Consider the following 23,789-nt stretch of genomic DNA (forward strand, 5'->3'; position numbering starts at 1 on the left):
GCGCAAGCCGAAGCGGAAGGCCGCGTCCTCTCGTCCTGCTGCGCGACGCACCGCTGCCGTAAAGGCGGCAAAGCGCCGGAAAACCACGACAAAACGGGCGACCGCCCGCAAGTCGGCGGCCCCGGCGCGGCGCAAGGCGGCGCGCGCACCGGCGCGGGCAACCCGTACGGGCACGAGGAAGAAAGCGGCGGTCGGGAGGGCGAAGAAGTCCACCCGCGCGGCCGCGAAGCGAACGAGCGCTTCCAAGGCGAAGAAGGCCGCGGCCAGGACGAAGGCCAGGTCGACGCGCGCCGCCGCCAAGCTCAGGACCACCAAGGCCAGGGCGAAGGCGAGGGCGACGAAGGTCAAGGCGAGGGCGGCGAAGGCCAAGGCCACGCGAGCGAAGACGGCGAGGGCCAAGGCCACGAAGGCCAGGGTGACCCGCGCCAGGGTCACGAAGCCGAGGGCCACGAAGGCCAGGGCCGCGAAGACCAGGGCGGTCGCCGGGCGGGCGCGGAAGGCGAAGGCCGCGAAGACGAAGGTCGCGCGGGTCAAGGCCACCAAGCCGAGGCTCGTGCGGGTCAAGGCCACCAAGCCGAGGCTCGTCCGGAGAAAGATCGCGGCGCGCTCCGAGCGGGCGCTCGCGGCGCAGGCGGCGGAGCCGACGAAGCTCCGCAAGAAGCTGAAGCTGAGGCTCGACGACCAGCCCAAGCCCAAGGAGAAGCTGAAGCTCAAGGAGAAGCTGAAGCTCAAGGACGTCAGGGAGCAGGCCGAGCCGGGCGAGGCCGAGCGACCGCGCCGGGCGAGCGACAGGCCGTCGCGCACGAGCGACAGGCCGTCGCGCACGAGCGACAGGCCGTCGCGCACGAGCGACAGGCCGTCGCGCACGAGCGACAAACCGGTCATCGACAAGAAGAGCGCGCGGCCGGGCGTGGCGAAGGGGAAGAGCGCGGGGGCGTCGATCGAGCGCCGTCCGGGTCGCGCCCCGCTCCGGGAGGCGCCGCGGGTGGTCACCCTGCCGCTGCCGATGCTGCCGCCGCCTCGGCGCGCCACCATCGAGGAGCGCAGCGCGATCATCGAGCAGCGGTTGAGCGCGCAGTCGGAGGACTTCCGGCGGCGCTACATCGACAGCCTCGATATGTCGTGGATTTACCACGACAGCGCGCTCGAAGGGGTGGTCTACACGTTCGACGAGCTGCGCGCGGCCCTCGCCGGCCCGGCGCCGCTCGTGACGGACTCGAGCCTTCAGCCGACGTACGATGACATCCGGCGGCACAAGGAGGCCATCGCGTACGTGCGCGAGCAGGGCGAGAACAAGCGGGCCCCGCTCACGCTCGACTGCATGAAGAAGCTGTACCTGATCCTCCATCCGGAGGAGGGGGACCTCAAGACGGTGAAATACCGCAAGGATATCCCCCAGCACCGGCTCTACTTCCACGAGTACGCTCCGCCGGACAAGATCGCCTACAAGGTGCGTCAGATCATCGACTGGCTGAACGACCCCGAGACGCGGAAGACGCGGAACGGCATCCGGATCGCTGCGCGCGCGCACTACGATCTGCTGCGGGTCTACCCGTTCCCGAACGACAGCGGCAAGGTCGCGAGGCTGTTCATGAACATGCTGCTGCTCCGCACGGGCCTGCCTCCGTCGATCATCCACTCGACCGAGCGGCAGCGCTACTACGAGGCGCTGAAGGGCTCGGCGACGACGGTGCTGCAGATGGTGCAAGAGTCGGTGGAAAACGCGCTCGCGAGCGTCGAGAAGCTCCTCGATGAGCATGAGACGCGGAAGCGCGCCTTCGTCAGCTGAAACGGCAGAGGGCGGTCGCGCGCGAGACCTCGTCCTGACTGGGCGAGGCGCGCGCCGACCGCCCGCGTCCGTCGCTGTCGATCCCGCAGACAAACATCGAGACGAGGGCGTCGCACCCACGGTGAAGCGGCCGGACAGGGCGGCTCGCGGGGGTGCTCCGATCGCGGCGAAGACGCGCGCGTCGAGGTCCAAGAAGGCGACAGCGCTCGCCGACGCGGCTCGGCCGAGGCCGGCGCGCGCAGCGCCGAGCACGCCTCCGGCCACCTTCGCGCGGCTGCGGGCGCTGCACCCGGACGCCCACTGCGAGCTGGCTCATCGATCCTCGTTCGAGCTTCTCGTCGCGACGGTGCTCAGCGCCCAGACGACGGACGTGCTGGTCAACAAGGTGACCCCCCACCTGTTCGGCGCGTATCCCGACGCCCGCGCCCTCGCCAGCGCCGATGCCGCCGAGGTGGGCGCGCTCCTCAAGCGGCTCGGGATGGGCATGTTCAACCAGAAAGGGAAGAACATCGTGGGGCTCGCGCGAGGCCTCATCGAGCGGCACGGCGGCGAGGTGCCGAGGACGCTCGCCGAGCTCGTGAAGCTGCCTGGCGTCGGGCGCAAGACGGCGAATGTGGTGCTCGGCGTCGCCTTCGGAGCGCCGGAGGGCGTCGTGGTCGATACCCACGTGCAGCGCTTGTCGCAGCGGCTCGTGTGGACGACCAGCGACAAGCCAGAGCAGATCGAGCGCGACCTCGTGGCGCTCTTCCCGCGGCGCGACTGGGATATGCTGTCCCACACGCTGATCTTCCACGGCCGCCGGATCTGCTTCGCGAGGAAGCCAGCGTGCGGAGGCTGCGGGATCAGCGACGCGTGCCCGAGCGCGTTCCGCGCAGAGAACGTGGGGCGCAAGCCGCCACGCCGCCGCGGCGCCGCGCCGTGAGCGCCAGCCGCGCTGCGCGCAAAGTGGGTGTCGAGCGCACCGGCGGAAGGTGGGAAGCAGGCGAGCGCGGCTCATCGCCGCTCGGCGCCCAGCGAGCTGTTTATCGCGCTGGAGCCGAGGACGCGGGATAACCTTGGGCCGATGAAGGCTTCGCACATGATCCTCACCCTTGCCTGCCTCTTCACCGCGGCGTGCAGCCCTCTGGAGGACGATCTCTGCGACTACAAGTGCGACTGCGAGGGGTGCAGCGACCGCGAGTACGGCGACTGCCTCGATCGCTACGATGACAGGTACGTGGACGCCGACCGCCGCGGGTGCGTCGACCAGTACGACGCTCTCCTGGAGTGCGAGGACGACACCGGGATCTGCAACCGCGACGACAAGTGGAGTACGTCCTGTAAACCCGAGAAAGACGCGCTGGATCGCTGCCTCGACTAGCGCTGCCGCGCGGCCGATCTGAGCCGGCCGCCCCGGCCTCCTGGCCGCCGCTCAGGTCCCGCCGCCGGGCGCGACGGCGGCGCCAGCCGAGACGGCGCCTGCGCTGCGGAAGGTTGCGACGAGCCGCTCCGACGCCGTGTAGGGGTCGATGTCGCGCCGCGCGACGGCATGCACCGCGGCCTCGAGCGCGGGACCGAGCGCGGCGACCGCGGCGTCGGTGAGCGCGTCGCGGAGCTGCACGTGCATCGCCTCGCGCAGGCGCTCCTCTCGGCGCGCAGCGCCGGCCTCGGTCCCGAACAGCCACGCCCGGTGCCCCTCCAGCTTGTCCACGAGCGCCGCCACGCCCTCGTTACGTGTGGCCACGGTCCGCGCGATCACGGGCTCCCACGGACCTTCGACGGGCTCGCCACCTGGAGAGGGCGCCCTCTGCGCGCGGGCGTGGAGCGCCGCGGCGCTGTGCCCGCGCGCCCGTCCGGAGGCCGCCGCCACCTCGCCGCCGAGCGCGATCATGAGCTCCAGATCGCGCACCGCCGCGTCGGCCCCGTCCCGATCGGCCTTGTTCACGGCGAAGACGTCGGCGCACTCCAGGATGCCCGCCTTGATCGCCTGCACCTCGTCGCCCATCCCCGGCGCGGCGACGACCAGGGTGGTGTGCGCCATCCGCGTGATCTCGAGCTCGTCCTGCCCGACGCCGACGGTCTCGACCACCACGACGTCCGCGCCCCAGGCGTCGAGCACCCGCACGACGTCCACCACCGAGCGCGACAGCCCGCCGAGCGCGCCCCGGGTCGCCAGCGACCGGATGAACACGTCGGGATCGTCGAAATGGGCCTGCATGCGGATGCGGTCGCCGAGGATCGCGCCGCCGGTGAACGGGCTCGTGGGATCGACCGCCACCACGGCGACCCGGCGACCTTGCCCCCGGAATACGCTGATCAGCCGATCGGTGAGCGTGCTCTTGCCTGCCCCCGGGTTCCCCGTCACGCCGAGGACCCACGCGCGGCCGGTATGGGGGAAGAGATCCTTCAGGATCGCGGCATGGTCGCCGACGCGGTCGTCGACGAGCCGGCAGGCCCGCGCCGTCGCGCGCATGTCGCGGGCAAGGACCTTGTCTGCAAGCGGATGCACGCGAGCGGCTTAGGCCCGGCGATGCCGGAACACAACCGGCCCGCGGGCAACGCGGCGCCGGCCTACCTACCCTGCCCCGGCACCGCCGGTGCCACCACCGCCGGTCGTACCGTCGCCACCGGCCGTGCCGCCACCGCCGCCGGTACCGTCGCCGCCGGCCGTACCGTCGCCGCCGGCCGTGCCGCCGCCGGCCTCACCGCCGCCACCGGACGACCCGCCGCCTGCTCCGCCCTCCCCGCCTACCGACGAGCCGGCGCCCCCGGCGCCGCCGGCGGCGGTGTCGAAGATCGGCCTCGTGTCGCCGCACGCGACGACGAAGAGAGCCCAGAGCGCAGCGCACGAGGTGAAAGCGAGAGCGCGATTCCACATGGGTACGTCCTTGCCACGAGACGCCGAGCGGCGCGCTCGCGAAATCCAGCGGCGTGCTCCTGTCATGGCGCCGCAGGCGGCTGCCGCTCGAAGCGCCGCCAGCGGCCATCGATGAGCCGCTCGTGCGGCAGGTACTGGGCCTTGTAGACCAGCCGCGAGCAGCGCTCGACGTAAAGGCCGAGGTACAGGTACCGGAGGCCCCAGGAACGGCACAGCTCGAGCTGCTTCAGGATCGAGAAGACACCGGGGCTCAGCGGCTCCAGCTCGGGCTCGTAGAACGAGTAGACCGCGGACAGCGAATCCTGCCCCCGATCCACGACGGCGACCCCGACGAGACGGCCGCCGACGCGATAGCGCATCTCGAACGTCTCGCAGCAGCTGTCCACGAGGAACGCCTCGTACCCCTCGGCGCCGAGCGGACCGTCATCGCGCATCAACCCCCGGCCGTGCTTGTGCCGGTTGTACAGGATGATCTTCTCCCGCGTGGTCACGGGCGGGCCGATCTCGACGTCCACCACCCGCTCTCCGCGGCGGAGCACCCGGCGCTGCGTGCGGCCGGGGACGAAGTCACGAACGACGATCCGGATCGGCTCGCACGCCCGGCAGGAGGGGCACTGGGTGCGGTAGAGCAGCTTGCCATGGCGGCGGTTGCCCGCGACGAGCCGCTGGTCGAACTCCGCGCGCGTGAGCGGACGGATGGGCACGCGCAGCGGCATCCGCGCCTCGGCTTCAGGCAGGTACGGACAGGGGCTCACCTCGTCATGGACCGTGAGCTCGATCGGGTCCGCTCCCTCATCCAGCCGAGGGAGCTCGGCGTCCTGCCCCGCTACCGCATCTCGCTCGCTCGATGAGCCCATGTCGGTGTCGATCCGAGCGCTCGATCCCCCGTCGAGCTGCCGGCCGCTAGATCGAGGGGATGCCTGTTGCACGGCCACGTCAAGCAAAACCCAGAGCGCCCGGGCCCCCTGAGAGCTCCGACCGCTTGCGCCGCGCTGGCCCTTATCGCACATCTACCCATGCAAACCCACGTGCACCCCACACATGCTGCATGCTCCGGTTTACCGGCGCTGGCGCCTGAGCGATCACGCGTTGTGCGAAGAGCCCGCGCGGCGCGCCCTTTTCGCTTGGCCCGGAGGCCAGTATGACCGCGCGCGCGACCGCGACAGGGACGTCCCTCGACCATCGAGCGCCCGAATCGCGCGACCGCCTCAAGAAAGGCCGAACGCTTTGGATCTGACAGGAAAGCAGCGCCGCCACCTCCGCGCGCTGGGGCATCACCTCGAACCGGTCGTGCAGCTCGGCAAGGCCGGCCTGACCGACGGCGTCGTCGCGGCCGTCGACGCCGCCTTGGAGCGACACGAGCTCGTGAAGGTACGCCTGGGCACCGAGTGCCCGGACGAGCTGGACGACGTCGCCGACACCCTCTCCGGGCGGCTCCGAGCCGCCGTGGCGCAGACGCTGGGGCGGACGATCCTGCTGTACCGGCGCCACCCCAAGGAGCCGAAGATCAAGCTGCCCGCGGGCAGCTGACCGCGAACGGCCGCGCACCCCCACCCTGCGCGGCCTCGGGCACCTCGAGTCGACGAGACGCTGCCGAGGCCGCCTTCCCGCGTTCCGCGGCGGCGAGGCCTCGGATCGCCGAGGCCCAAGCCTGCGTCACACGTGCCGGAGCGAGGGGCGCTCGGCCAGCAGGTGATCGAGCCAGGCGTTCGACAGCTTCTCCTGCACCGTGTTGGCCCGGAGCCTCGCGGCGAGGTTCTTGAAGTCGACGTGGTCGATGAGCTGGTCCTGGTTGAAGCACGAGAAGACCAGCGTCTCCTTGCCCGTCTCCGGGTCCACGTGCCGCTGGAGGCACTGCGCGCAGACCTCCTTCATCATGCACTGCATCGGCGAGTTGATGCTCGCGATGCCCACGTGCTTCGGATCCAGGTGCGGCGCCAGCACGCCGTGCCGCGCCTCGCGCACGGCGTTCATCATCTTGTCCGAGCCGATCGCGATGATGCGACGGACCTCCGAGAGGGCCGCCAGCTCGCCGCCGAGCTGGCGCTCGGCGTAGGCCCTCATCGCCTGGACGATGTTGCCGCGGAAGTGGTGGTCGGTCGCGCGCCGCGGCGGGATCTCGGCGCCGCCGTCCGTGCACCAGACGACCTGGTCGGTCGCCACCTCGATCTCGTCCTGCTTGAAGAGATCCTCGCCGCGCCGGTAGCCGGCGAAGTAGATCACGCGGTCGCCGCGCGCCTTCAGCGCCTTCGCGATCGAGAACAGGACGGCGTTGCCGAGCCCGCCGCCGGCGAGCAGCACGGTCTCCCCCTCGGGGATGTCCGTGGGCGTCCCGGTCGGCCCCATCACGACGACCTCCTCGCCCGGGCGCAGCGCGGCGAGCAGGCGGGAGGACGCGCCCATCTCGAGCGCGATGAGCGACAGCAGCCCCTTCTCCTTGTCGACCCACGCGCCCGTGAGCGCGAGGCCCTCCATCGCGAGCCGCGTGCCGCGGATCACGGGCGAGCGCACCTCGTAGTTCTGCAGCCGGTAGAACTGCCCGGGCTCGAACTTCCGCGCCGCCGCGGGCGCGCGCACGACCACCTCGACGATCGTCGGCGTGAGCCGCTCGACCCGCTCGACCACCGCGCCGAGGTCGTGATCGAGGCGGGCGAAGAGGTCGCGCCGCCGCCCGTCGCGCGCGGCCTGCGGCTCCTCGCCGAGCCGGGCGATGTCGTGGCGGAACAGCGCGACGACGGACGGGTACGCGTCCTTGGCGCTCGCCATCGCCTTCACGACGCTCCCCGCGTAGTGGGGGTGGTTGTCGCCGTAGAAGCTCACCGCGTGCTCGCCGTCGTTGTAGCTCGTGAAGAAGCCCTCCCGCGGCTTGGCCGGCTCCACCTTGAGCGCGCCGCCCTCATCGACGTAGGCGCGGTGCGGCTGGAAGAACTGCCGCCACTTGTCGAACACGAACGAGCCCGGGCGCTCCTTCTCGTACGTGACGTTGGGGCTCGTCCCGGCCGCGACGCACACGGTGCGGGCAGGGATCGAGACCGCCTGCCCCGCGCTCCGCCACTTGCCGTCGACGATCTCCTGCCGATCGAAGACGAGCGAGGAGACGCACCCGCGCTCGTCGAGCACCGCCTCGATTGGGGCGAGGTTCTCGACGTAGCGGATCCCTTCCTCGAGCGACTTGGCGACCTCTTCGTGGTTCAGCCGGTACGCCGGCGAGTCGATGAGCCGCTTCCGGTAGACCAGCGAGACGCCTCCCCACGCGTCGATCAGGCCCTGGAAGCGCGGCGGGCGCCCCTCGCGCGCGGCGCGCGCGCGCTCGTCGCGGATCTCCTCCGCGTGGCGCCGCTGCTCGGCCAAAAACTCCCGCTCCTCCTCGTCGAACATCGCGAGGACGGCGGCCTCTCCGCGCTCCGCGATCAGCGCGTCGAGCCGGTCGGCCGTCTTCTCGGCCTGCACGACGTAGTACGCGGCGAGCTCCGTCGCGGTGTCGATCGCCGTGAGGCCGCCGCCGATCACCACCGCCGGCAGGCGCACCTGGAGGTTCGCGAGCGCCGAGCGCTTGTAGGCCCCGGCGAGCTGGAGCGCCATCAGGAAGTCCGACGCCTTGCGGATGCCGCGCGCGAGGTTGTTCTTGAGCGGGATGATCGTCGGGCGCCCCGCGCCCGCCGCGATCGCGACGTGGTGGAACCCGAGCCGGAAGGCGTCGTCGAGATCGATCGTCCCGCCGAACCGCACGCCGCCGTAGATCCGGAGCAGCCGCTGCCGGGCCAGCGTGACGTACAGGACGGTGAGGAAGTTCTTGTCCCATCGCACCGTGATCCCGTACTCGCTCACCCCGCCGAAGCCGAGGAGGACGCGCTCGTCGAGCTCTGTGTAGAGCCGCTTGAAATCCTTGACCGGGCGCGGCGGGCGCGATTCGTCGCCCGTGAGCTCGACCGGCAGCGGCTCGATCTTCAGCCCGTCGATCGCCACGCACGCGAAGCCCTGCCGCGTGAGGTGGTGCGAGAGCGTGTAGCCGGCCGGGCCGAGGCCGACGACGAGCACGTTCTTGCCGTTGTACGGGAGCGCGTGCGGCCGCAGCGCGTCGAGCGGGTTCCAGCGCGTGAGGAACCCGTAGATCTCGAGGCCCCACGGGAGCGACAGCACGTCCGTGAGCGCCGCGGTCTCGATCTGCGGGATGTCCACCGGCTCCTGCTTCTGGAAGACGCACGCCTTCATGCAGTCGTTGCAGATGCGGTGGCCGGTGCCGGGGCACATCGGGTTGTCGAGGCAGACGAGCGCGAGCGCGGCGATCGACTCGCCCCGCCCCCGCATGGTGTGCATCTCGCTGATCTTCTCGTCGAGCGGGCAGCCGTTCAGCTCGACGCCGAGCGGGTTCGCCTTGATCGCCCCGGTCTTGTTGTCGCGCAGGCCCTTCGAGCACGAGTCCTTGTCGCGATCGTGGCAGAAGAGGCAGTAGTCGACCTGGCTCTCGACCTCGCGGGGCGGCGCGCGACGGTCCGTCAGCGCGAAGCCGTCCCGGTCCCTCCGCTCGTGCTCGGGGCCGACGAGGAGCTCGGCGGAGCCCGGGCTGCCGTTCGCGCCCTTCCTCTGCAGCTGCACGAGCTCCTGGTAGTCGAGCGTGCGCGGCGCCTTCAGCGTCGGCCACCGCCGCGCCGGATCGTGCTCGTCCGCGCGGCGCGCCGCGAGCCACGCCTCGACGGCGTCGAGCGCGAGCGCCACGACCGCCCCGTCCTCGGCCTCGGTCGGCTCCGCGCCAGCGACGGCCGCCGCCGGCGCCACACCCTCGGCGAGCGCCGGGTCCTCCCGCAGCGCCGCGCGCACCTTCGCCGCCCGCTCGCGGAGCTCGTCCGTCCACTTCGCGCCGCCGGCCTTCGCGGCCTTGCGGGCGATCTCGTCGACCTCGATCAGGGCGAGCGTCGCGCGGGCGATCGCGAGCTCCTCCGCGGCGGAGCCGCCGTCGAGCGCGCTCGCAGGCGCGCCCATGGCCGCGAGCGACCGACGCGCCGCGTGCGCCGCCTCGACGTGCGTGCCCCGCCACGACTTCCCCGGGTTCGGCTTGAACAGGCGCTTCTTCGAGAACTCGCGCTTGAAGTCCCAGAGCGCGCTCCGCTCGAGGGTCGCGTCGATCTGCGCCTGCGTCTCCCGCTCGACCCGGAAGAGCGTCGCCACGAAGCGGCCGACGTGGGGCGCCGCCGCGAGGAGCGCCTCGGAGACCTGCTCCGGCGTGAGCGCAGGCCGGCCCGCGCCGGAGGCGTCCGCCTGCGCCGCGCGCAGCGAGGCCCGGTAAGCGTCGAAGCGCGCGTAGGCGCCTTCGTCTGCTGCGTGGAAATACTCCTCGAACCGCTCCGTCAGCTCGGCGAGCTTCGCAGGGTCGAAGAGATCGGCGTAGCCGAAGCCAGGGAGCCCGAGCTCGAGCTCGGAGGCATCGGAGGTCGCCTGCACCCACGAAGAGAAGTCAGCCTGCACTCCAGCGTTCGCTTCCATACCCGCGGCAAATGCTTTCTAGTTCAAGGGTTCGCTCACCCGACGAGGGCTTGCCCGCGCAGCCTCGAGAGCGACGTAAAGTAGCACCAGGTCGCACTTTCGACCTGGTGCTCGAGCAACATTCAATCGAGCTCGCGCTGCGCTGGTCAGCGCGTCGAGCACTCGATCACGCAACCGCTGCGCGCATCGACACGTCAACCACGCCGGTGCGCCGCGTCAGAATCCCTGCGAGACGACGCGCTCGATCGTATGCGTGGAGATGTTGCCGGCGACGACCTCTGGATCTCGCAGCAGCGCCTGGTGCAGCGGGATGTTCGTGCGGATGCCGCCGATGATGAACTCGTCGAGCGCGCACCGGAGCCTGGCGATCGCCTCGGCCCGGTTCGCGCCGTGCGCGATCACCTTCGCCACCAGCGAATCGTAGGAGCTGGGAACGCGGAAACCGCCGTACACGCCGGAATCGACGCGGATCCCGACGCCGCCGGGCGAGTGGTACTCCGTGATGAGGCCCGGCCACGGCACGAACGAGCGCGCGTCCTCGGCGTTGATCCGGCACTCGATGGCGTGGCCCCGGAAGCTCCAGGGCCGCGTGTCGGGGAGCGAGAGGCGCTCGCCTGCAGCGGCGAGGATCTGCTGCGCGACCAGATCGACGCCGGTCACCATCTCGGTGACCGGGTGCTCGACCTGGACGCGGGTGTTCATCTCCATGAAGAAGAGCTCGCCTCGCTCATCCATCAGGAACTCGAGCGTGCCCAGGCCGGTGTAGCCGGTCTCGAGGATCGCACCCCGGAGGATGTCGCCCATCCGGGAGCGCTTCTCGTTGTCCATCGCCGGGCTGGGCGACTCCTCCATCACCTTCTGGTGCCGGCGCTGGAGCGAGCACTCGCGCTCGCCCAGCGTCCACACGCCCCCGTGCTGATCCGCGAGCACCTGGAACTCGATGTGGCGCGGCGCCTCGACGTAGCGCTCGAGGTAGACGTCCGGGTTCTTGAAGCCGCTCAGGGCCTCCTGCGTCGCGATCTCGAACGAGCGCTGCACCTCGCCGGCCTCGCGGACGATGCGCATGCCCCTGCCGCCGCCGCCGCCGGAGGCCTTCAGGATCACCGGATAGCCGACGCGCTCGGCCTGCTCGGCCGCGTCCGCCGCGCTCTTGAGCACGCCCGTGCCGCTGAGCATGGGGATGCCGAAGCGCTTGGCGACCTCGCGCGCGGACACCTTGTCGCCCCAGGTCCGCATCGCCTCCGCGGTCGGCCCGATGAAGGTGAGGCGGCACTTCTTGCAAAGCTCGGCGAACTTCGCGTTCTCCGAGAGGAACCCGTAGCCTGGGTGGATGGCGTCGGCGCCCGTGACCTCCGCCGCCGCGATGATCTGCGGGATGTTGAGGTAGCTCTTCGACGCCTCGGCCGGACCGACGCACACGGCCTCGTCCGCGAACCGGACGTGCAGCGCCGCGGCGTCCGCCTCGGAGTGGATGGCTACCGTGCGGATGCCGAGCAGGCGGCAGGCGCGGATGACACGCATCGCGATCTCGCCGCGATTGGCGATCAGGATCTTCTGGAACACGGCACCCTCGCCCGGGCAGCTCTAGCTGCCCCGCACCTTGAAGAGACGCTGCCCGAACTCGACCGGCTTGCCGTTGTCGACGAGGATCTCGACGATCGTGCCCGGAGAGTCCGCCTCGATCTCGTTCATCAGCTTCATCGCCTCGATGATGCAGAGCGCCTGACCCACGCGGATCGCGCTGCCCACATCGACGAACGGGGGCGCATCGGGCGACGGCGATCGGTAGAACGTGCCGACGAACGGCGACGTCACATAGGAGATCCCCTCGTCGCTCGCCGCCGCAGGGGCCGCCGGCGCGGGCGCGGCGGCCGGCGCAGGTGCCGCCGCGGGCGGCGCCGGCGGCGGCGCGACCGGCGCGCTGTGGAGCTGGAAGGCGGCGGGCGCGAGATGCGGCGCCGCGCCCTGCGGGATGACGCCTCCGCGCGTGAGGCGAATGCGAACGTGTTCGTCCTCGAACTCGAAGTCGTTCACGTTGCGCTTCTCTAAGATGCGTACCAGCGCCCGCAACTGCTTGAGGTTGATGTTCATGGAAGGACGTTCGGCCATCGATGTTTGCCGCCTTTCAACCAGAGTGACGGCGCATGTTCAACCTCTTTCGTCGGATCGCAGCTTCTCCAGATGCCCGATCAGCCCGATCAGCCCAAGGACATACGAGCTCGGACCGAAACCCGCGACGCGCGCCATGCACGCAGGCGCGATGCGGGACCGACGGCGGAACGGCTCACGGCCGTCCGGGTTGGAGATGTGCACCTCGACGGTAGGAAGCGCGCTCGCGCGGATCGCGTCATAGAGCGCGATGGAGGTGTGCGTGTAGGCACCGGCGTTGAGGAGGATGCCGTGGAAGCCGCGATCGCCAGCGTGGCTGATCGCGGTCACGAGCTCTCCCTCGCAGTTCGATTGCATGCACGACACCGAGGCGCCGCGGGCCTTCGCGGCCTCCTCGACGGCGCGGTGAACGTCATCCAGCGTGGCCGTGCCGTAGATCGCTGGCTCGCGCTTGCCCAGTCGATCGAGGTTCGGCCCGGAGATGACCGAGATGCTGAAGCCGCTCAGGCGAGCTCCTTCAGCAGCACCGGCACCTTGGTGCGCAGGAGGTACCGGGCCTTGCCGATGTTCGCGTCGGGCGTCATCGAGAAGGCCACGAAGTACGAGTTGTTCACGACGCGGATCAGGGTCGTGACCTTCTCGGCCTGGATCGCGATCTCGGCGGCGTTGCCCGCGTCGAGCATCTCGGCGGCGCGCTGGATCGACTTCAACACGACGCTGAACTCCGCGCCGATGGTGGTGATGTCGAACGCGGCCCCCGGCTTGGAGTAGCTGTCGACCGGGATCCCCTCGAAATCCATGAGAAGGGTCGCGATGCCGCCCTCGGTGTTCTCTACGACTTCCTTCAGCACGGCCTGGAACATGCGCCGAGATTACCCAAGCGCGGCACGATCGGGAAAACAAACGAACCTGGCCCGGCATCTCGCGCCGCGGCGCGGGAGAGCCGGCGCTCCTCATCGTCGCCCGACCCGCTCGGCCGCGCGCGCCCGAGCCGATGGCAGCCGGACGCACGCGGCCAGGCCCCTGGCAGACGGGCGCGCACGACGTTGACGACAGATGGCACTGCGCGGCAGCGCCGCGAAGGCTCGTACCGGCCGCCTGCCATCGTGGACCAGCGCAACAGACGCGACACGACGCGACACGACGCGACAGGCGAAGCGCGGCGAAACGTTGGACCGGGCGGGCGCTTTGCCTCTTGCATCCTGGTCCCAGCCGGGCGATTCCCGCCCCTGGGGGCCCGCTCCAAAGCACGCCTTGACCCTCGTCCAGGCGAGCGGCTAACGTGCGGCCGTTCTTTCGCCTCGCGGCAAGGTCCGGAGGCGGATCCCACCGGCGCGTCTCGCCGGGGGGCCGACGTCAAACGTGGTCGGGAGCGGCGTGCGCCGTACCCGCCATCTCATCAAGAAAAACAAGGACGGCCCAACATCTATGCGTGCTCGAGCCGGGGATCCCCCCCGCACGATGCCCCAGAAGATCCTTGCCGGGCGGGCGACGGATCCTCAGCTGCGCGGTGATCTCGTCCAGGTCAAGGTCGACCAGGTGATCCTCTCCAGGGCGCCGTCGCGCGCGCTGGCCGAGGCCATCGCCACGGGCATGAAGAAGACGCCGGTCGAAGTCGCCGTCGCCTACGACGGCACCTGCGTGGCCGACGCGAGCTCGCTCGCGGATATCGACGAGGGCAGCCCGCACTCGGTGTCGCCCGAGTTCCCGACCTACAACATCCCGATCGCGCGGCCCGGCATCGGGTTCCCTGCGCCCGTTCACCTGGAGCGCTTCGCGGCGCCGGCGCGGCTCGCCCTCACGGACGACCCGCGCCTCACGACCGTCGGCGGCATCGGCATGCTGTCGCTCGTCGTCTCGCCGAGCCAGCTCGGGCAGGCGCTCGCCACGGGCTCGGTCTGGCTCCGGCCGCCCCGCAGCGTGCAGATCCACCTCTCGGGCAGGGTGCGGCCCTTCGTCTGCGCGCGGGACGTCGCCCTCGAGCTGCTCCGCAGGAACCTCGACGAGGTGGTGCGCCGCATCGAAGGCGAGCACCACGCGCCGGTGATCCTCGAGTTCGCCGGGCCGAGCGCGCGGCTGCTCTCCGTGGGCGACCGCGCGGTGCTCTGCGGCATCGCGCCCCAGGTCGGCGCGGCGGCGGCGCTGTTCGTGAGCGACGAGAAGACGGAGGTCTTCCTCCGCGATCAGCGCAGGTCGAAGGCCCACCGCGCGCTCGTGCCGGACCCGGGCGCGCCGTGCGAAGAGGTCGTCTCGATCGATCTCGGCACGGTCGATCCGCTCCTCATGGACGAGGAGGGCGTGGTCCGGCCCGTCCGCGATCTCGCCGGCAAGCCCGTGGCGCAGGTCGTCCTCGGGGGCGACTCCGGCGTGACGTTGCGCGACATGCTCGCGGCGGCGCTGCTGCTCAAGTCGAAGCGCGTCCCGTCGCGGCTCGACCTGCTCGTCGCGCCGCCGTCGCGGCAGGTGCTCGAGGTGCTCGCGCAGTCGGGCGCGCTCGTCGATCTCGTCGCGACGGGCGCGCGCATCGTCGAGCCGGACAGGCGCGTCGTCACGTCGGAGATCTACCCGCCGCCGCCCGGCAGCCTGTCGCTGCGCACCGCGGATCCGGAGCCCCGCATCGCCGGGGCGCCGTCGTTCGTCGTGGCCTCGGCGGAGACCCTGGCCTACGCGGTGGCGACGGGCGCGGTCGGCGATCCGCGGTCGTTCAAGCGGCCGGTGCGGGTGACCGTGCCGCGGGCGCTGCCGACCGACGACGTGCTGATCCTCCGCGACAAGAAGGGGGAGCAGGTGAGCACGAAGAAGCCGCCGCCAGCGCCCGCGGCGGTGCCGTGGAAGGGGCCGCTGACGCTCGACGTGCTCGCCGGCGTGCCGAAGGTGAACGGGCACGCCGCGGTCGGGGCGCGCGGGCGCGCCGCCCCTGCGCCGGTCGAGGCGCCCGCGGCGGCCGCCGCGGACCCGCAGGGGCAGGCAGCGCCGGCCGAGGGCAAGGCGGCCGGCGGCGTGGCGCTCGTCCTGTCGACGCTCGACGAGGTGCGGGCGGTCGCGGAGCGCGCGACCGATCTCTCGACGGTGCGCGCGGTGGTCGCGCCCTTCGTCCCGAGCACCGCGGTGTCGGCGTTCGCGAGCGAGGGGATCGCCACGTTCCTCGTCGGCACGGAGGCCCTCGGCAGCATCAAGGACCAGAAGAGCGTGGAGCTCCCCGCCCCCGCGCAGTGGGGCGATCGCGTCGCGGCGATCTTCGGGAGCGAGCGCGTCGAGATCGCCTGGCTCGCGACCGGTATGGAGCGGAGCTGGACCCACGCAGGCACCGTGCGGCAGCCGCCCAGCGCGGGCAAACCAGCGAGGTAGCCGGGCCGGGATCCCGGTGGCGAGGCAGCCTCCCGCAGGAGCGAGGAGCCGCCTTCCACCGGGAACCGGGGAGCCGGACAGCAGCGCTCAGGGAGCCGCGCGCACCGGGGCCAGCGGGGCGAGGAGCTTGATCTCGTTCGTGAGATCGCGGAAGCGGATCTGCTGCTCGTTGATCTGCATCTCGAGGACGATGACGCGCTTCGTGATCTCGTCGAGGCGCGCCGACGCCTTCGCGAGCCGATCGGTGAGGTCGCGGCGGAGCTCGTCGGCGGTCTTGTTCTTCTCGATGGCCCTGAGGTTCTGGCGGAGCTCGTGGCTCTGCTGCTCGAGGCGCTGCTGCTCGGCGAGGATCCTGTCGCGCTCGTCGATCGCGGGGCGGAGCTTGCCCCGGATGTCCCAGGCCTGACCGAGCTGCTTGGCCACGGCCGCGTCGGCGCGCGGGTCCTTCAGGTAGCCTTGCACCGCGTCGTCGGCGAGCTGGTCGAGCCAGTCGATCTGCTGCCGGAAGAGCCGTCGCTCGTCCACGTCGAGCACGGCCGTCCCCCGCCGCGGCACGTCGATCGGAACGAGCGCGCTGCCCGTGCCGACGTTGTCCTCCGTGCCCTTCGGGGGCGCGTGCAGCCGCGTCCCGTGCAAGCGGGGGTGCTTCACGAGCGTCCTCGCCGCGAGGTCGCCGCCGTTGCGGACGGCGTACTTCGTGTGCGTGACCCAGTCGCGCTCGATCTCGAGCGCGCCGCCCTCGATCTTCGCGAGGCGCGCGCCCTCCGCGTTCTCCTCGCGCGTCGTGTCGACGGCGAGGCCCCGCTCCAGCGCGAACGGCACCGTCGTCGTGGCCCCCGGCGGCAGCGGCTCGACCATGCCCTGGCCCAGGAACGCGCCGTTCTCGAAGACGGCGATGGGGCCGCGCTCCAGCAGCCCCTTCGTGTCGTTCGTGAAGCGCGCCACCCGGAACGGGTGAGAGCTCGACGCGGGCACGCCGCCGTCAGGCGCGAACAGGAAGATCGACTCGCCGGGGACCTGCCGGGCCAGGAGCAGGACCATCGTCGCGCTCTTGTCGGGGATGTCGACAGGGAACGGGATGTCATAACGGGTCGTGCCCGCCTCCATCGCGACCGCGGCGAGCGCGCTCATGTTGCGCGGCGGAGAGGGGTTCATCACCATGGGCGGCGGCGCCTGCGCCGCCGCTGACCGCTTCAACTGCGGCCCCGCGTGCTGCCCGGCGGCGCGCGCCTCGTCGCGATCGCTCAGCTTCGGCATCGGCTTCGCGGCGGGCGCCGTGGCAACCGTTGCCCGCCTCGCCGACCGCAGCCTGCCGTCCTCCTTCTTCTCCATTTGCGGCTCGGCCTCGTCGGCGAACGCGTACCCCTCGCCGTCGTCGCCCGGCGCCGCGGGCGCAGGCGCGACGGGCGGCGGAGGCGGCGGCGCGGCCTCGGTGGCCAGCGTCGTCTCGCTCGTCGGCACGGACGCGATCACCTCGCCCTGGTCGCTGACGACAGGGCGCGGCGGGATCGCCGCCTGGTCGAGCGTCGCCTGGAACGCGAGCGGCGCGCCCGCCACGAGCGACAGCTTCACCCCCTTCCAGTCCTCGCCCGAGAGGTTCTGCACGATGCCCCACGCCTGGAGGTGCGCCTGCTTCGAGTCCGCGCGCGGCGCTGCGCCCTGCGCCCCGCCCGACCCCATCACGAGCCGGTACGACGGCCTCCACACCGGCGTCTCCGCCACGTAGCCGACCACGAGATCGTGCTCTCGCCCATCGAGGGTGAGCTTCACCTTCTCGTGCTCGTCGTCGCGCCGCTTCTCCCCCGCCGCCGCGCCCTTGTCCTTCGGCGGCGGCGTCACCTCGGGCCCGAGCTCATCCGGCCCCTCGTCCTCGCCGGATCCGTCGTCGACCTCGACAGGGAACGACGCGCTCCGGACGCTGCTGCCGCCGGCCTCGATGACCGCGAGCGTCGCGAGGAAGTCGCCGACCTTCTCCTTGCGCACCCGGAAGGTCACCTGATCGGCGTCGATGAGCCCTCGGCGCTCGAAATACGCGACGCCGTTCCTGTAGATGACCACGCGCCGCAGCGCGAGCCCCGAGGCGTCCACATCGGGGCCGCGCGCGCAGCCGGCGAGCAGCGTGAGAGCGAGGAGCAGGCCGGAGCCCGCCCGCGCGACGTCGTACCGTCTCATGAATGTCCCTGGGTTTTGCTTGCGTCAGCTGTCGGAGGGCGCCGCCGAGGCGCGGCGCCAGTCGGGCGGCAGGTCGAGAAAGCCCTCGTTGCAGAGGAACTCGTAGAGCCCCTCGCAGACCTCGCCGCAGATCATGCTGAAGAGGTGGGGATCGGTGATGAAGAGGATCGTCTCATCGCGCTCGGCGCCCGCGGTGTCGGCGAGCTGGGCGACCAGCTCGTCCTCGGCGAAGCCGACGAGCATCACCATGAGGTGGCGCTCGAACGCGGCGCGGAAGCGGGGGAACGCCTCGCTCGTCAGCTTGTACGAGTACGCCCTGCCCTCGAACGTCCGCGCGTCCTGCACGACCCGCGCGGAGATCTCGCCGAGGCTCTGGGCGAGCTGCACGCTGAAGAAGTCGACGAGCACGGCGTGGACCACCGAGACGATGCGCCTGAGCTCGCTGGATCGGCGCGCGAGGAAGGCGTCCTGCATGTCCTTCGTCAGCTTCGCGAGCAGCTCGAACGACTGCTCCCGCGCGTCCTCGGACGCGAACTCGAAGCCGTCGAGCTCGACCTCGATCCGGTTCTTGTAGCGGGTCAGCACGTAGAAGAGCGCCTGCTCGCCGTGGTGGATCACCTTCGGTGCGCCGTCGCGGCCGCGCGTCTTCTCGTGGAGCTCGGACTGGAAGAACAGGCGGGCCAGGTTCCTGTGGATCTTCTTGAGCCGCCGCTCGACGAGCAGCGAGATGCCGTCCTCGCGGATGACCCGCTCGAGCAGGGCGCAGAGGGTCTTCTCGTGCGCGTCGCGGATCGCATCGCGGTTCTTCGCCCCGCGATCCGCGGCGCCCGCCGACGCCTGGATCACCTTCAGCTGGGCGACGACCTGCGCGGTGACCGCGTCGAGCTCGGGGTTGGTCTCGAGATCGGCGCGGTAGTGGACGATGCGCGCCTGCATCTGCTCCTCGAGCAGACCGAGCGCCATCTCGGTGATGTGGTCCTTCAGCGCCTGGCTGACGTGCTCGCCGACGCGCCGCGGCGCGTCGGGCGGGAGCGGCCTCGGCGGCTCGTGCGCCGGCCTCCCCCCCGGTTGCGATCGGCCCGAGGGCGGCAGCGGCGGAGGGTTCCGAGGGACCGGGGCCATGACCCGACAGCATAGCGGAACTCGCCCGTGGTGTGCGCTTTTGGCGGAGCGGCGCGAGTCGGAGTAAGACGGCGGCCATGCACGCGGCCATGCACACGCTCGCTTCACCCATGTGCGCCTCGGGACCGGAAGGCCCTCGGGCGCCCTCCTCGCCGGCCCTCTCGTCCATGGCGCCCCCGCGTCTGGCCCGCCGGCGCCTCGCGGCGGCGCTCGCGCTCGCGCTCGCCAGCGCCGGAGCGGGCTGCTCTCGCGACGGCGACGGACAGCCGCCGCCCGCGCGCACGCCGGAGCCCGCGGCACGGCAGGAGCCCGCGGCGGCGGCGCCGGCCGCCACCGCAGAGACCGCCGGGACGACCGCCGCGACGGACAGGAAGGACGGCGCCGCGGGGGCGCCGGCAGGGCAGCGCGAGAGGTTGAACGTCCTCGTTGTCTCGATCGACAGCCTGCGCGCGGACATGCCGTGGAACGGCTACGAGCGCGACATCGCGCCCGTGCTCACCGCGTTCGAGAAGAAGTCGGTCAGCTACACCCGCCACTACGCGATCTCGTCGTACACCTCGATGAGCGTCGGCGGCTTCCTCGCCGGGCGGTACCCGAGCGAGGTCGATCGCAGCGGCTACTTCTTCGGCAACTACCCCGACAGCGTCCTCATGTTCCCGGAGCTCCTGCAGAAGGCCGGGGTGCGGACGATGAGCGCGCACGCGCACTTCTATTTCGACCAGAAGGCGGGCTTCCGTCAGGGCTTCGACGTGTACGAGATCGTGCCGGGGCTCTCGGCCGACAACACGACCGACCGGAACGTCACGAGCCCGGGGCACCTCGAGCTCGCGATGAAGATGCTCTCCGACAAGGCGAACACCTCGGGCACCTTCTTCGCGTACTTCCATTTCCTCGATCCGCACGACGTGTACATGACGCACGAGGGGATCCCGACGTTCGGCAAGCGCGCCCGCGACAAGTACGACGGGGAGGTCAGGTTCACCGACATGCACGTCGGGAAGCTGCTGGACTTCGTGGCGCAGCAGCCGTGGGGCAAGGACACGGCGATCATCGTGACCGCGGACCACGGCGAGGCGTTCGGCGAGCACAAGATGTTCCGCCACGGCTTCGAGGTGTGGGACGTGCTCACCCACGTGCCGCTGATGATCCAGGCGCCCGGGATCACCCCGCGCCGGATCGACGTGCCTCGCAGCTCGATCGACCTGGCGCCGACGATCCTGGAGCTGACCGGCGCGCCGGCAGAGCCGTCCTTCCCCGGCAAGAGCCTGGTGCCCGAGCTCCACGGCGCGACGCCGGAGCCGCGCGACGTCATCGTCGACCTTCCGCGGACGAGCGACAACGACCGGCGCAGGGCGCTCATCCACGGGCAGTACAAGCTCATCGCGTACGGCGACGACGACGCGTTCGACCTCTTCGACCTCGTCGCGGATCCGGGGGAGACGAAGGATCTCAAGCGAACGCAGGCGCCGGTCTTCGAGGAGATGAAGGCGCTCTACAAGGAGCGCTCCGCGGCCATCAAGGACGTGTGCCCGAAGAACACGGCGAAGCTCAAGGGGAAGAAGAGCAACAAGCGGTGCTAGCGCGGAGCGCCGCGCCGCGCGCTGCCACCGCCGAGGAGCAGCGCTAGCGCGCCGGCGGGGCGACGGTGAGCGTCACGACGTCGTCCTCACCCTCCTCGATCCCGGCGCGCGCCACGAGGCGGGCGCCTTCGCACTCGAGGTGGAGCACGACGGGCGCCACCGCCTGGCGGCCGCACGACGGATCGCTCGAGACGCGCGCCGCGAAGGCGCTGCGCGCGAGCTCGACCGCCAGGGCGATGCCTCCGATGCGGCCCATCGCGTCGTCCGGGGCGACCTCGCGCGCCGAGCGCGCCTCCTCGAGGCGCGTGAAGAGCGCAGGCCCGCGGATCGCGACCTCGATCGGGCGGCCCGCCGCGTCCTCGAGGACGGCGACCTCGATCTCCGCCTGCCGCGGCGCGCTCTCGCCCTCGGCCGTCACGACGAACCAGAGCGGGATCCGCTTCGCGCAGACCGCTGCGCCCGGGCCTGCCCGCTCGTCGGCGGGCGCGCAGCGGGGAGGCGGAAGCGCCAGGCTGAACGGGACGATCACCTCCGCCGGCGCCTCTGCGAGGGGCCGCCCCCAGGCCCCCCTGTCCAGGAACCGGCGCAGCCACGCGGTGACCTCCTCGCCGACCCGCGCGCGATCCGCGCGCTGCGTCGCGAGCTGCGCCTCCGTCTCCTGAGCGGCGCGCGAGAGGACGTCGCCGGCGCTGCGCTCGCGGACGAGCTCGCGCAGCCGGTGGGTCGCCTCATCGCGGAACGCGCCCCTGGGCAGCGTCGCGAGGTACGCGGTGAGGCCCGCGGCCGTCCTGCGCTTCGCTGCGTAATAGATCGGCTCGGCCCGCGTGAGGTACGCGCGCACCTCGCCGGCGAAGGCCCCGCGCGGATGGCGCTCCAGGTAGGCCGACGCCGCCGAGAGCCGCCCCTCGAGCGTCCTCGAGACGCGCGTCGCCCGGTACGCCGCGTAGTCGTCGTAGCTCGCCAGGAGCGCCGGCTTCGAGGCGCACCCGGACAGGACCGCGACGAGCGCCGCGAACGAGAAGCTCCGAGCGGAAGTCGCAAGGCGCCGGCGGGAAGCGACTGCGCCACGCCCGCTCATGGCGCCTCTTCCAGTGGGCAAAAATTGCACTCGGTCGGGGTCGACGCGCCTTCGTCGGCCATGTGGCCGCGGTACTCGTCGCAGCTCGCGAACTTGAGCTTGTGCAGGCACACCTCGCCGTCGTGGACCAGCGGATAGCAGCCGGCCGGGAGCTCCGGCGCAGCCTCGAAGGCGCAGGCGGCGTCGCAGGCGCGCGTGAGCACGCCGCACTCGTCACACCGGGCGCAGTCGATCTGCGCCTTCAGGGCGAAGAACTTGTACGGGTCGAGCTCCTCCGGCGCCTGCCCGCAGCTGCCGATGTCGCCGACCACCGGCGCGATGCCCACGAAGAGCAGCAGCGCCGCCACGCCGGCGATTTCCTTCGCCCGGGGGCGCCCGCCTCGACGCTCGCGCTCCGGCAAGCTCATGGCAAGAGCTCGTGATCGATCATGAGCCCGAGCTGCGCCGAGACGACGGGATAGACGGTGTACGCCGCGTCGTACGTCGCGGCGCCATAGAAGAGATCCCCGACGATCTCGCCCGAAAGCGCGACGCCCGCGAGCAGGGAATACCCGAGCCCCAGGGCGAGCTCGCCGCCGACGTTCACGTCGGGCTCGATCAGGATCGCCGCGCCGAGCCGCCCGTACCCGAGCACGCGCGAGAGGCCGCGGTAAGCGACGAAGTAGCTCGGCGTGAGCGACTCCTGCGGGACGCCGCCGACGGCGACCGAGAAGCGCAGCGCCCCGCCGTGCTGAACGCCGTCGGCCGGCCCCAGCGCGAGCGCGACCCCGAGATCGAGGTACCCCGCGGTGAGCGAGAGCGACTCCGCCGTCTCGCCGAGCTGCGTCTGCAGGCGGTAGGGGTTGTTGAACCGGATCCCCTTCCCCATCGCGACGGTCGACACGACCCGGCCCGCCGTCCCCGGTGGCCGCGCGAGCGCGCGGTACGCGTCGAGCTCGGCGCCGCCGCGATCCTCGCCGGGCAGCGGCGCGGCAGCCCCCTCGGCGCCGCGGTCTGCGGCGGGCTGGGCCGCGGCGGCGCGCCCCGAGGATGCCCCGAGCAGAACCGCCACCAGCGCGAGCCCGGTCCGGAGTTCCAGCATGGCCACGAGCCTTCTACCCCGAGGCAGCGCCCGCTGGCACGCTCAATTGCGTCCCGGCCGCGCGCCGCGCGAGCCTCTCCACGGCATCGCCGCCCGGCGACGGCGCCGCGCGCCCCCGGCACGGCGCTCGCCACCGCTGCGTATCCGCCCGCTTCACCTGCGGACCGGACCCTGCATGGTGAGACCACCGTGAGCAATTCAAGCACCCGAGGCAGGCAAGGCACCGCCGCACAGCCGTCGGCGTTGCGCGCGCCGCGCGCCAGCACGACGCGGCGTCGAGAACGAGAAGATCGCAGCGAACCGGGAAGGCCGCGCAAGCCGGCCCATGAAGCCGCGACGTGGGCCGGCGCGAGCGAGCTGGACGATCCGTTCGTCGACATGCTCGACGCCGCGGCGGCGCCGCCGCTGCGGGGCAAGGTGAACCCGCGCAGCGAGATCAGCGACGTGATCCCGACGCTCGACGACGAGGTCCGCGGCTACCACCACCACCCCAACGACGCCGGCAGCACCGAGTTCGAGGTGAACCCCGACGCCGCCGACGCCGCCGCCGATCTGGCGAGCGACCTCGGGGCTGAGTTCCTGGAAGGCGCGACGAGGGGCCAGGACATCAGCGACGTCGTGATGTCGCACGACGACGACGACGGCGATCTGCCCTATCTCCTGGAAGACGAGGACGTCGAGTCCGTGGAACCGGACGCCGAAGCAGAGGACGAGCAACCGGTGACCCAGCGGATGCGGCGGCACGCGGGCTGACAGGCAGCGCGCGCCGTGCGTGACCGCGCGAGGTCGCGGCGCGCCGTCACGCGCGGCGCGCGACGAGGTCCGGCCCGGTCACGCCTGACCGAGCACGGGCAGCTCCGCCACCACCTCTCCGTCGATGCGGATGAAGGCCAGCAGGCCTTCGTCCTCGTAGGCCAGCACATCGAGCACGATCCGCTCGCACAGCGGCAGCACGTACAGCGCTCCGTCGTCCGCCATCACCGTCATGGATCGCACAGGTGCGCTCGCCGTGGGCAGCGTCTCTGTGGTCCGTCGTCGCGCATCCATGTCGCTTGAGCTCCCAGGCTTGAATCGAGCTCCGGCCACCGCCGGCGCCGCGAGGCTAGAGGGCCTGCCCGTCATCTCACCAAGCGCCTTCCATGCCACGACGTTGGCGCAGCAGCGCCCCGGTC

Annotated in this window: 21 protein-coding genes; 7 read left to right on the plus strand and 14 right to left on the minus strand. The window is 71.6% G+C overall.

All coding sequences use genetic code 11. The features are described from left to right. Nucleotides 1-415: 415 nt before the first annotated feature. The 3 genes from WME97_RS21480 to WME97_RS21490 all read left to right on the plus strand — a co-directional run bounded on the left by WME97_RS21480 (nt 416) and on the right by WME97_RS21490 (nt 3,149). Entirely contained in the window at nt 416-1,789 is a 1,374-nt protein-coding gene (locus WME97_RS21480; protein ID WP_437554465.1) for a Fic family protein, read from the plus strand. Nucleotides 1,790-1,949: 160 nt separating this feature from the next. Next, the gene (nth, locus tag WME97_RS21485) at nt 1,950-2,711 is read left to right on the plus strand and encodes an endonuclease III (protein WP_437555448.1); all 762 of its coding nucleotides are present in this window, start codon (nt 1,950-1,952) and stop codon (nt 2,709-2,711) included. Nucleotides 2,712-2,867: 156 nt separating this feature from the next. After that, the gene (locus WME97_RS21490) at nt 2,868-3,149 is read left to right on the plus strand and encodes a hypothetical protein (RefSeq protein ID WP_437554466.1); all 282 of its coding nucleotides are present in this window, start codon (nt 2,868-2,870) and stop codon (nt 3,147-3,149) included. Between the two features lie 51 nt (nt 3,150-3,200). Here the strand turns inward: WME97_RS21490 and meaB are convergent, their stop codons facing one another. The 3 genes from meaB to WME97_RS21505 form a co-directional block, all read right to left on the minus strand. After that, nucleotides 3,201-4,277, minus strand: coding sequence for a methylmalonyl Co-A mutase-associated GTPase MeaB (gene meaB, locus WME97_RS21495; RefSeq protein ID WP_437554468.1), 1,077 nt, complete (start codon nt 4,275-4,277; stop codon nt 3,201-3,203). Nucleotides 4,278-4,343: 66 nt separating this feature from the next. After that, a complete protein-coding gene (locus WME97_RS21500; protein WP_437554470.1) occupies nt 4,344-4,646 on the minus strand; it encodes a hypothetical protein in 303 nt (100 codons plus the stop codon). Nucleotides 4,647-4,708: 62 nt separating this feature from the next. Continuing rightward, complete coding sequence (locus WME97_RS21505) at nt 4,709-5,503, minus strand: arginyltransferase (protein ID WP_437300935.1); 795 nt, start codon at nt 5,501-5,503, stop codon at nt 4,709-4,711. Nucleotides 5,504-5,873: 370 nt separating this feature from the next. On the opposite strand from WME97_RS21505, the gene yhbY reads away from it, so the two are divergent. Next, nucleotides 5,874-6,176: a ribosome assembly RNA-binding protein YhbY gene (yhbY, locus tag WME97_RS21510; RefSeq protein ID WP_437554472.1), complete on the plus strand. Its 303-nt coding sequence runs from the start codon at nt 5,874-5,876 to the stop codon at nt 6,174-6,176. A gap of 126 nt (nt 6,177-6,302) precedes the next feature. Here the strand turns inward: yhbY and WME97_RS21515 are convergent, their stop codons facing one another. The 5 genes from WME97_RS21515 to WME97_RS21535 form a co-directional block, all read right to left on the minus strand. Then, on the minus strand, nt 6,303-10,127 hold the full coding sequence (locus WME97_RS21515) for an FAD-dependent oxidoreductase (protein ID WP_437554474.1): 3,825 nt from the start codon (nt 10,125-10,127) through the stop codon (nt 6,303-6,305). Between the two features lie 216 nt (nt 10,128-10,343). Continuing rightward, nucleotides 10,344-11,690, minus strand: coding sequence for an acetyl-CoA carboxylase biotin carboxylase subunit (gene accC, locus WME97_RS21520; protein ID WP_437554476.1), 1,347 nt, complete (start codon nt 11,688-11,690; stop codon nt 10,344-10,346). Nucleotides 11,691-11,711: 21 nt separating this feature from the next. Next, nucleotides 11,712-12,218, minus strand: coding sequence for an acetyl-CoA carboxylase biotin carboxyl carrier protein (gene accB, locus WME97_RS21525; RefSeq protein ID WP_437554477.1), 507 nt, complete (start codon nt 12,216-12,218; stop codon nt 11,712-11,714). Between the two features lie 57 nt (nt 12,219-12,275). Beyond that, nucleotides 12,276-12,743 carry a type II 3-dehydroquinate dehydratase gene (locus WME97_RS21530; RefSeq protein WP_437301589.1) on the minus strand — a complete coding sequence of 156 codons (468 nt, stop codon included), beginning with the start codon at nt 12,741-12,743 and terminating at the stop codon, nt 12,276-12,278. After that, entirely contained in the window at nt 12,740-13,099 is a 360-nt protein-coding gene (locus tag WME97_RS21535) for a roadblock/LC7 domain-containing protein (RefSeq protein ID WP_012236555.1), read from the minus strand. The genes WME97_RS21530 and WME97_RS21535 overlap by 4 nt, the downstream gene beginning before the upstream one ends. Before the next feature lie 598 nt (nt 13,100-13,697). Here WME97_RS21535 and WME97_RS21540 point away from each other — a divergent pair. Then, the gene (locus WME97_RS21540; protein ID WP_437554479.1) at nt 13,698-15,584 is read left to right on the plus strand and encodes an aconitase family protein; all 1,887 of its coding nucleotides are present in this window, start codon (nt 13,698-13,700) and stop codon (nt 15,582-15,584) included. A gap of 87 nt (nt 15,585-15,671) precedes the next feature. On the opposite strand, the gene WME97_RS21545 is transcribed toward WME97_RS21540, so the two are convergent. Beyond that, nucleotides 15,672-17,756 (minus strand): hypothetical protein, encoded by a 2,085-nt coding sequence (locus WME97_RS21545; protein ID WP_437554481.1) that lies wholly within the window; start codon nt 17,754-17,756, stop codon nt 15,672-15,674. 24 nt (nt 17,757-17,780) lie between these two features. Continuing rightward, nucleotides 17,781-18,878 carry a hypothetical protein gene (locus WME97_RS21550; RefSeq protein WP_437554483.1) on the minus strand — a complete coding sequence of 366 codons (1,098 nt, stop codon included), beginning with the start codon at nt 18,876-18,878 and terminating at the stop codon, nt 17,781-17,783. 167 nt (nt 18,879-19,045) lie between these two features. Here WME97_RS21550 and WME97_RS21555 point away from each other — a divergent pair, with 167 nt between their 5' ends. Continuing rightward, nucleotides 19,046-20,458, plus strand: coding sequence for a sulfatase (locus tag WME97_RS21555; protein ID WP_437554485.1), 1,413 nt, complete (start codon nt 19,046-19,048; stop codon nt 20,456-20,458). A 43-nt stretch (nt 20,459-20,501) separates the two neighbouring features. On the opposite strand, the gene WME97_RS21560 is transcribed toward WME97_RS21555, so the two are convergent. Genes WME97_RS21560 through WME97_RS21570 form a run of 3 tightly spaced genes read right to left on the minus strand, consistent with a single transcriptional unit; the run spans nt 20,502 to nt 22,617 of the window. Then, a complete protein-coding gene (locus WME97_RS21560) occupies nt 20,502-21,536 on the minus strand; it encodes a hypothetical protein (protein WP_437554487.1) in 1,035 nt (344 codons plus the stop codon). Further along, nucleotides 21,533-21,943, minus strand: a complete 411-nt coding sequence (locus tag WME97_RS21565; protein ID WP_437554489.1) for a hypothetical protein — start codon at nt 21,941-21,943, stop codon at nt 21,533-21,535. The genes WME97_RS21560 and WME97_RS21565 overlap by 4 nt, the downstream gene beginning before the upstream one ends. Further along, nucleotides 21,940-22,617, minus strand: coding sequence for a hypothetical protein (locus WME97_RS21570; RefSeq protein WP_437554491.1), 678 nt, complete (start codon nt 22,615-22,617; stop codon nt 21,940-21,942). Before WME97_RS21570 ends, WME97_RS21565 begins: the two co-directional genes overlap by 4 nt. 189 nt (nt 22,618-22,806) lie before the next feature. On the opposite strand from WME97_RS21570, the gene WME97_RS21575 reads away from it, so the two are divergent. After that, nucleotides 22,807-23,370 carry a hypothetical protein gene (locus WME97_RS21575; protein WP_437554492.1) on the plus strand — a complete coding sequence of 188 codons (564 nt, stop codon included), beginning with the start codon at nt 22,807-22,809 and terminating at the stop codon, nt 23,368-23,370. A gap of 78 nt (nt 23,371-23,448) precedes the next feature. Here WME97_RS21575 and WME97_RS21580 read toward each other — a convergent pair whose 3' ends face one another. Continuing rightward, the gene (locus WME97_RS21580) at nt 23,449-23,604 is read right to left on the minus strand and encodes a hypothetical protein (protein WP_020736650.1); all 156 of its coding nucleotides are present in this window, start codon (nt 23,602-23,604) and stop codon (nt 23,449-23,451) included. Nucleotides 23,605-23,789: the final 185 nt, after the last annotated feature.

Origin of the sequence: Sorangium sp. So ce367, assembly GCF_051520455.1 — a bacterium.
Lineage (GTDB): Bacteria > Myxococcota_A > Polyangia > Polyangiales > Polyangiaceae > Sorangium > Sorangium cellulosum_B.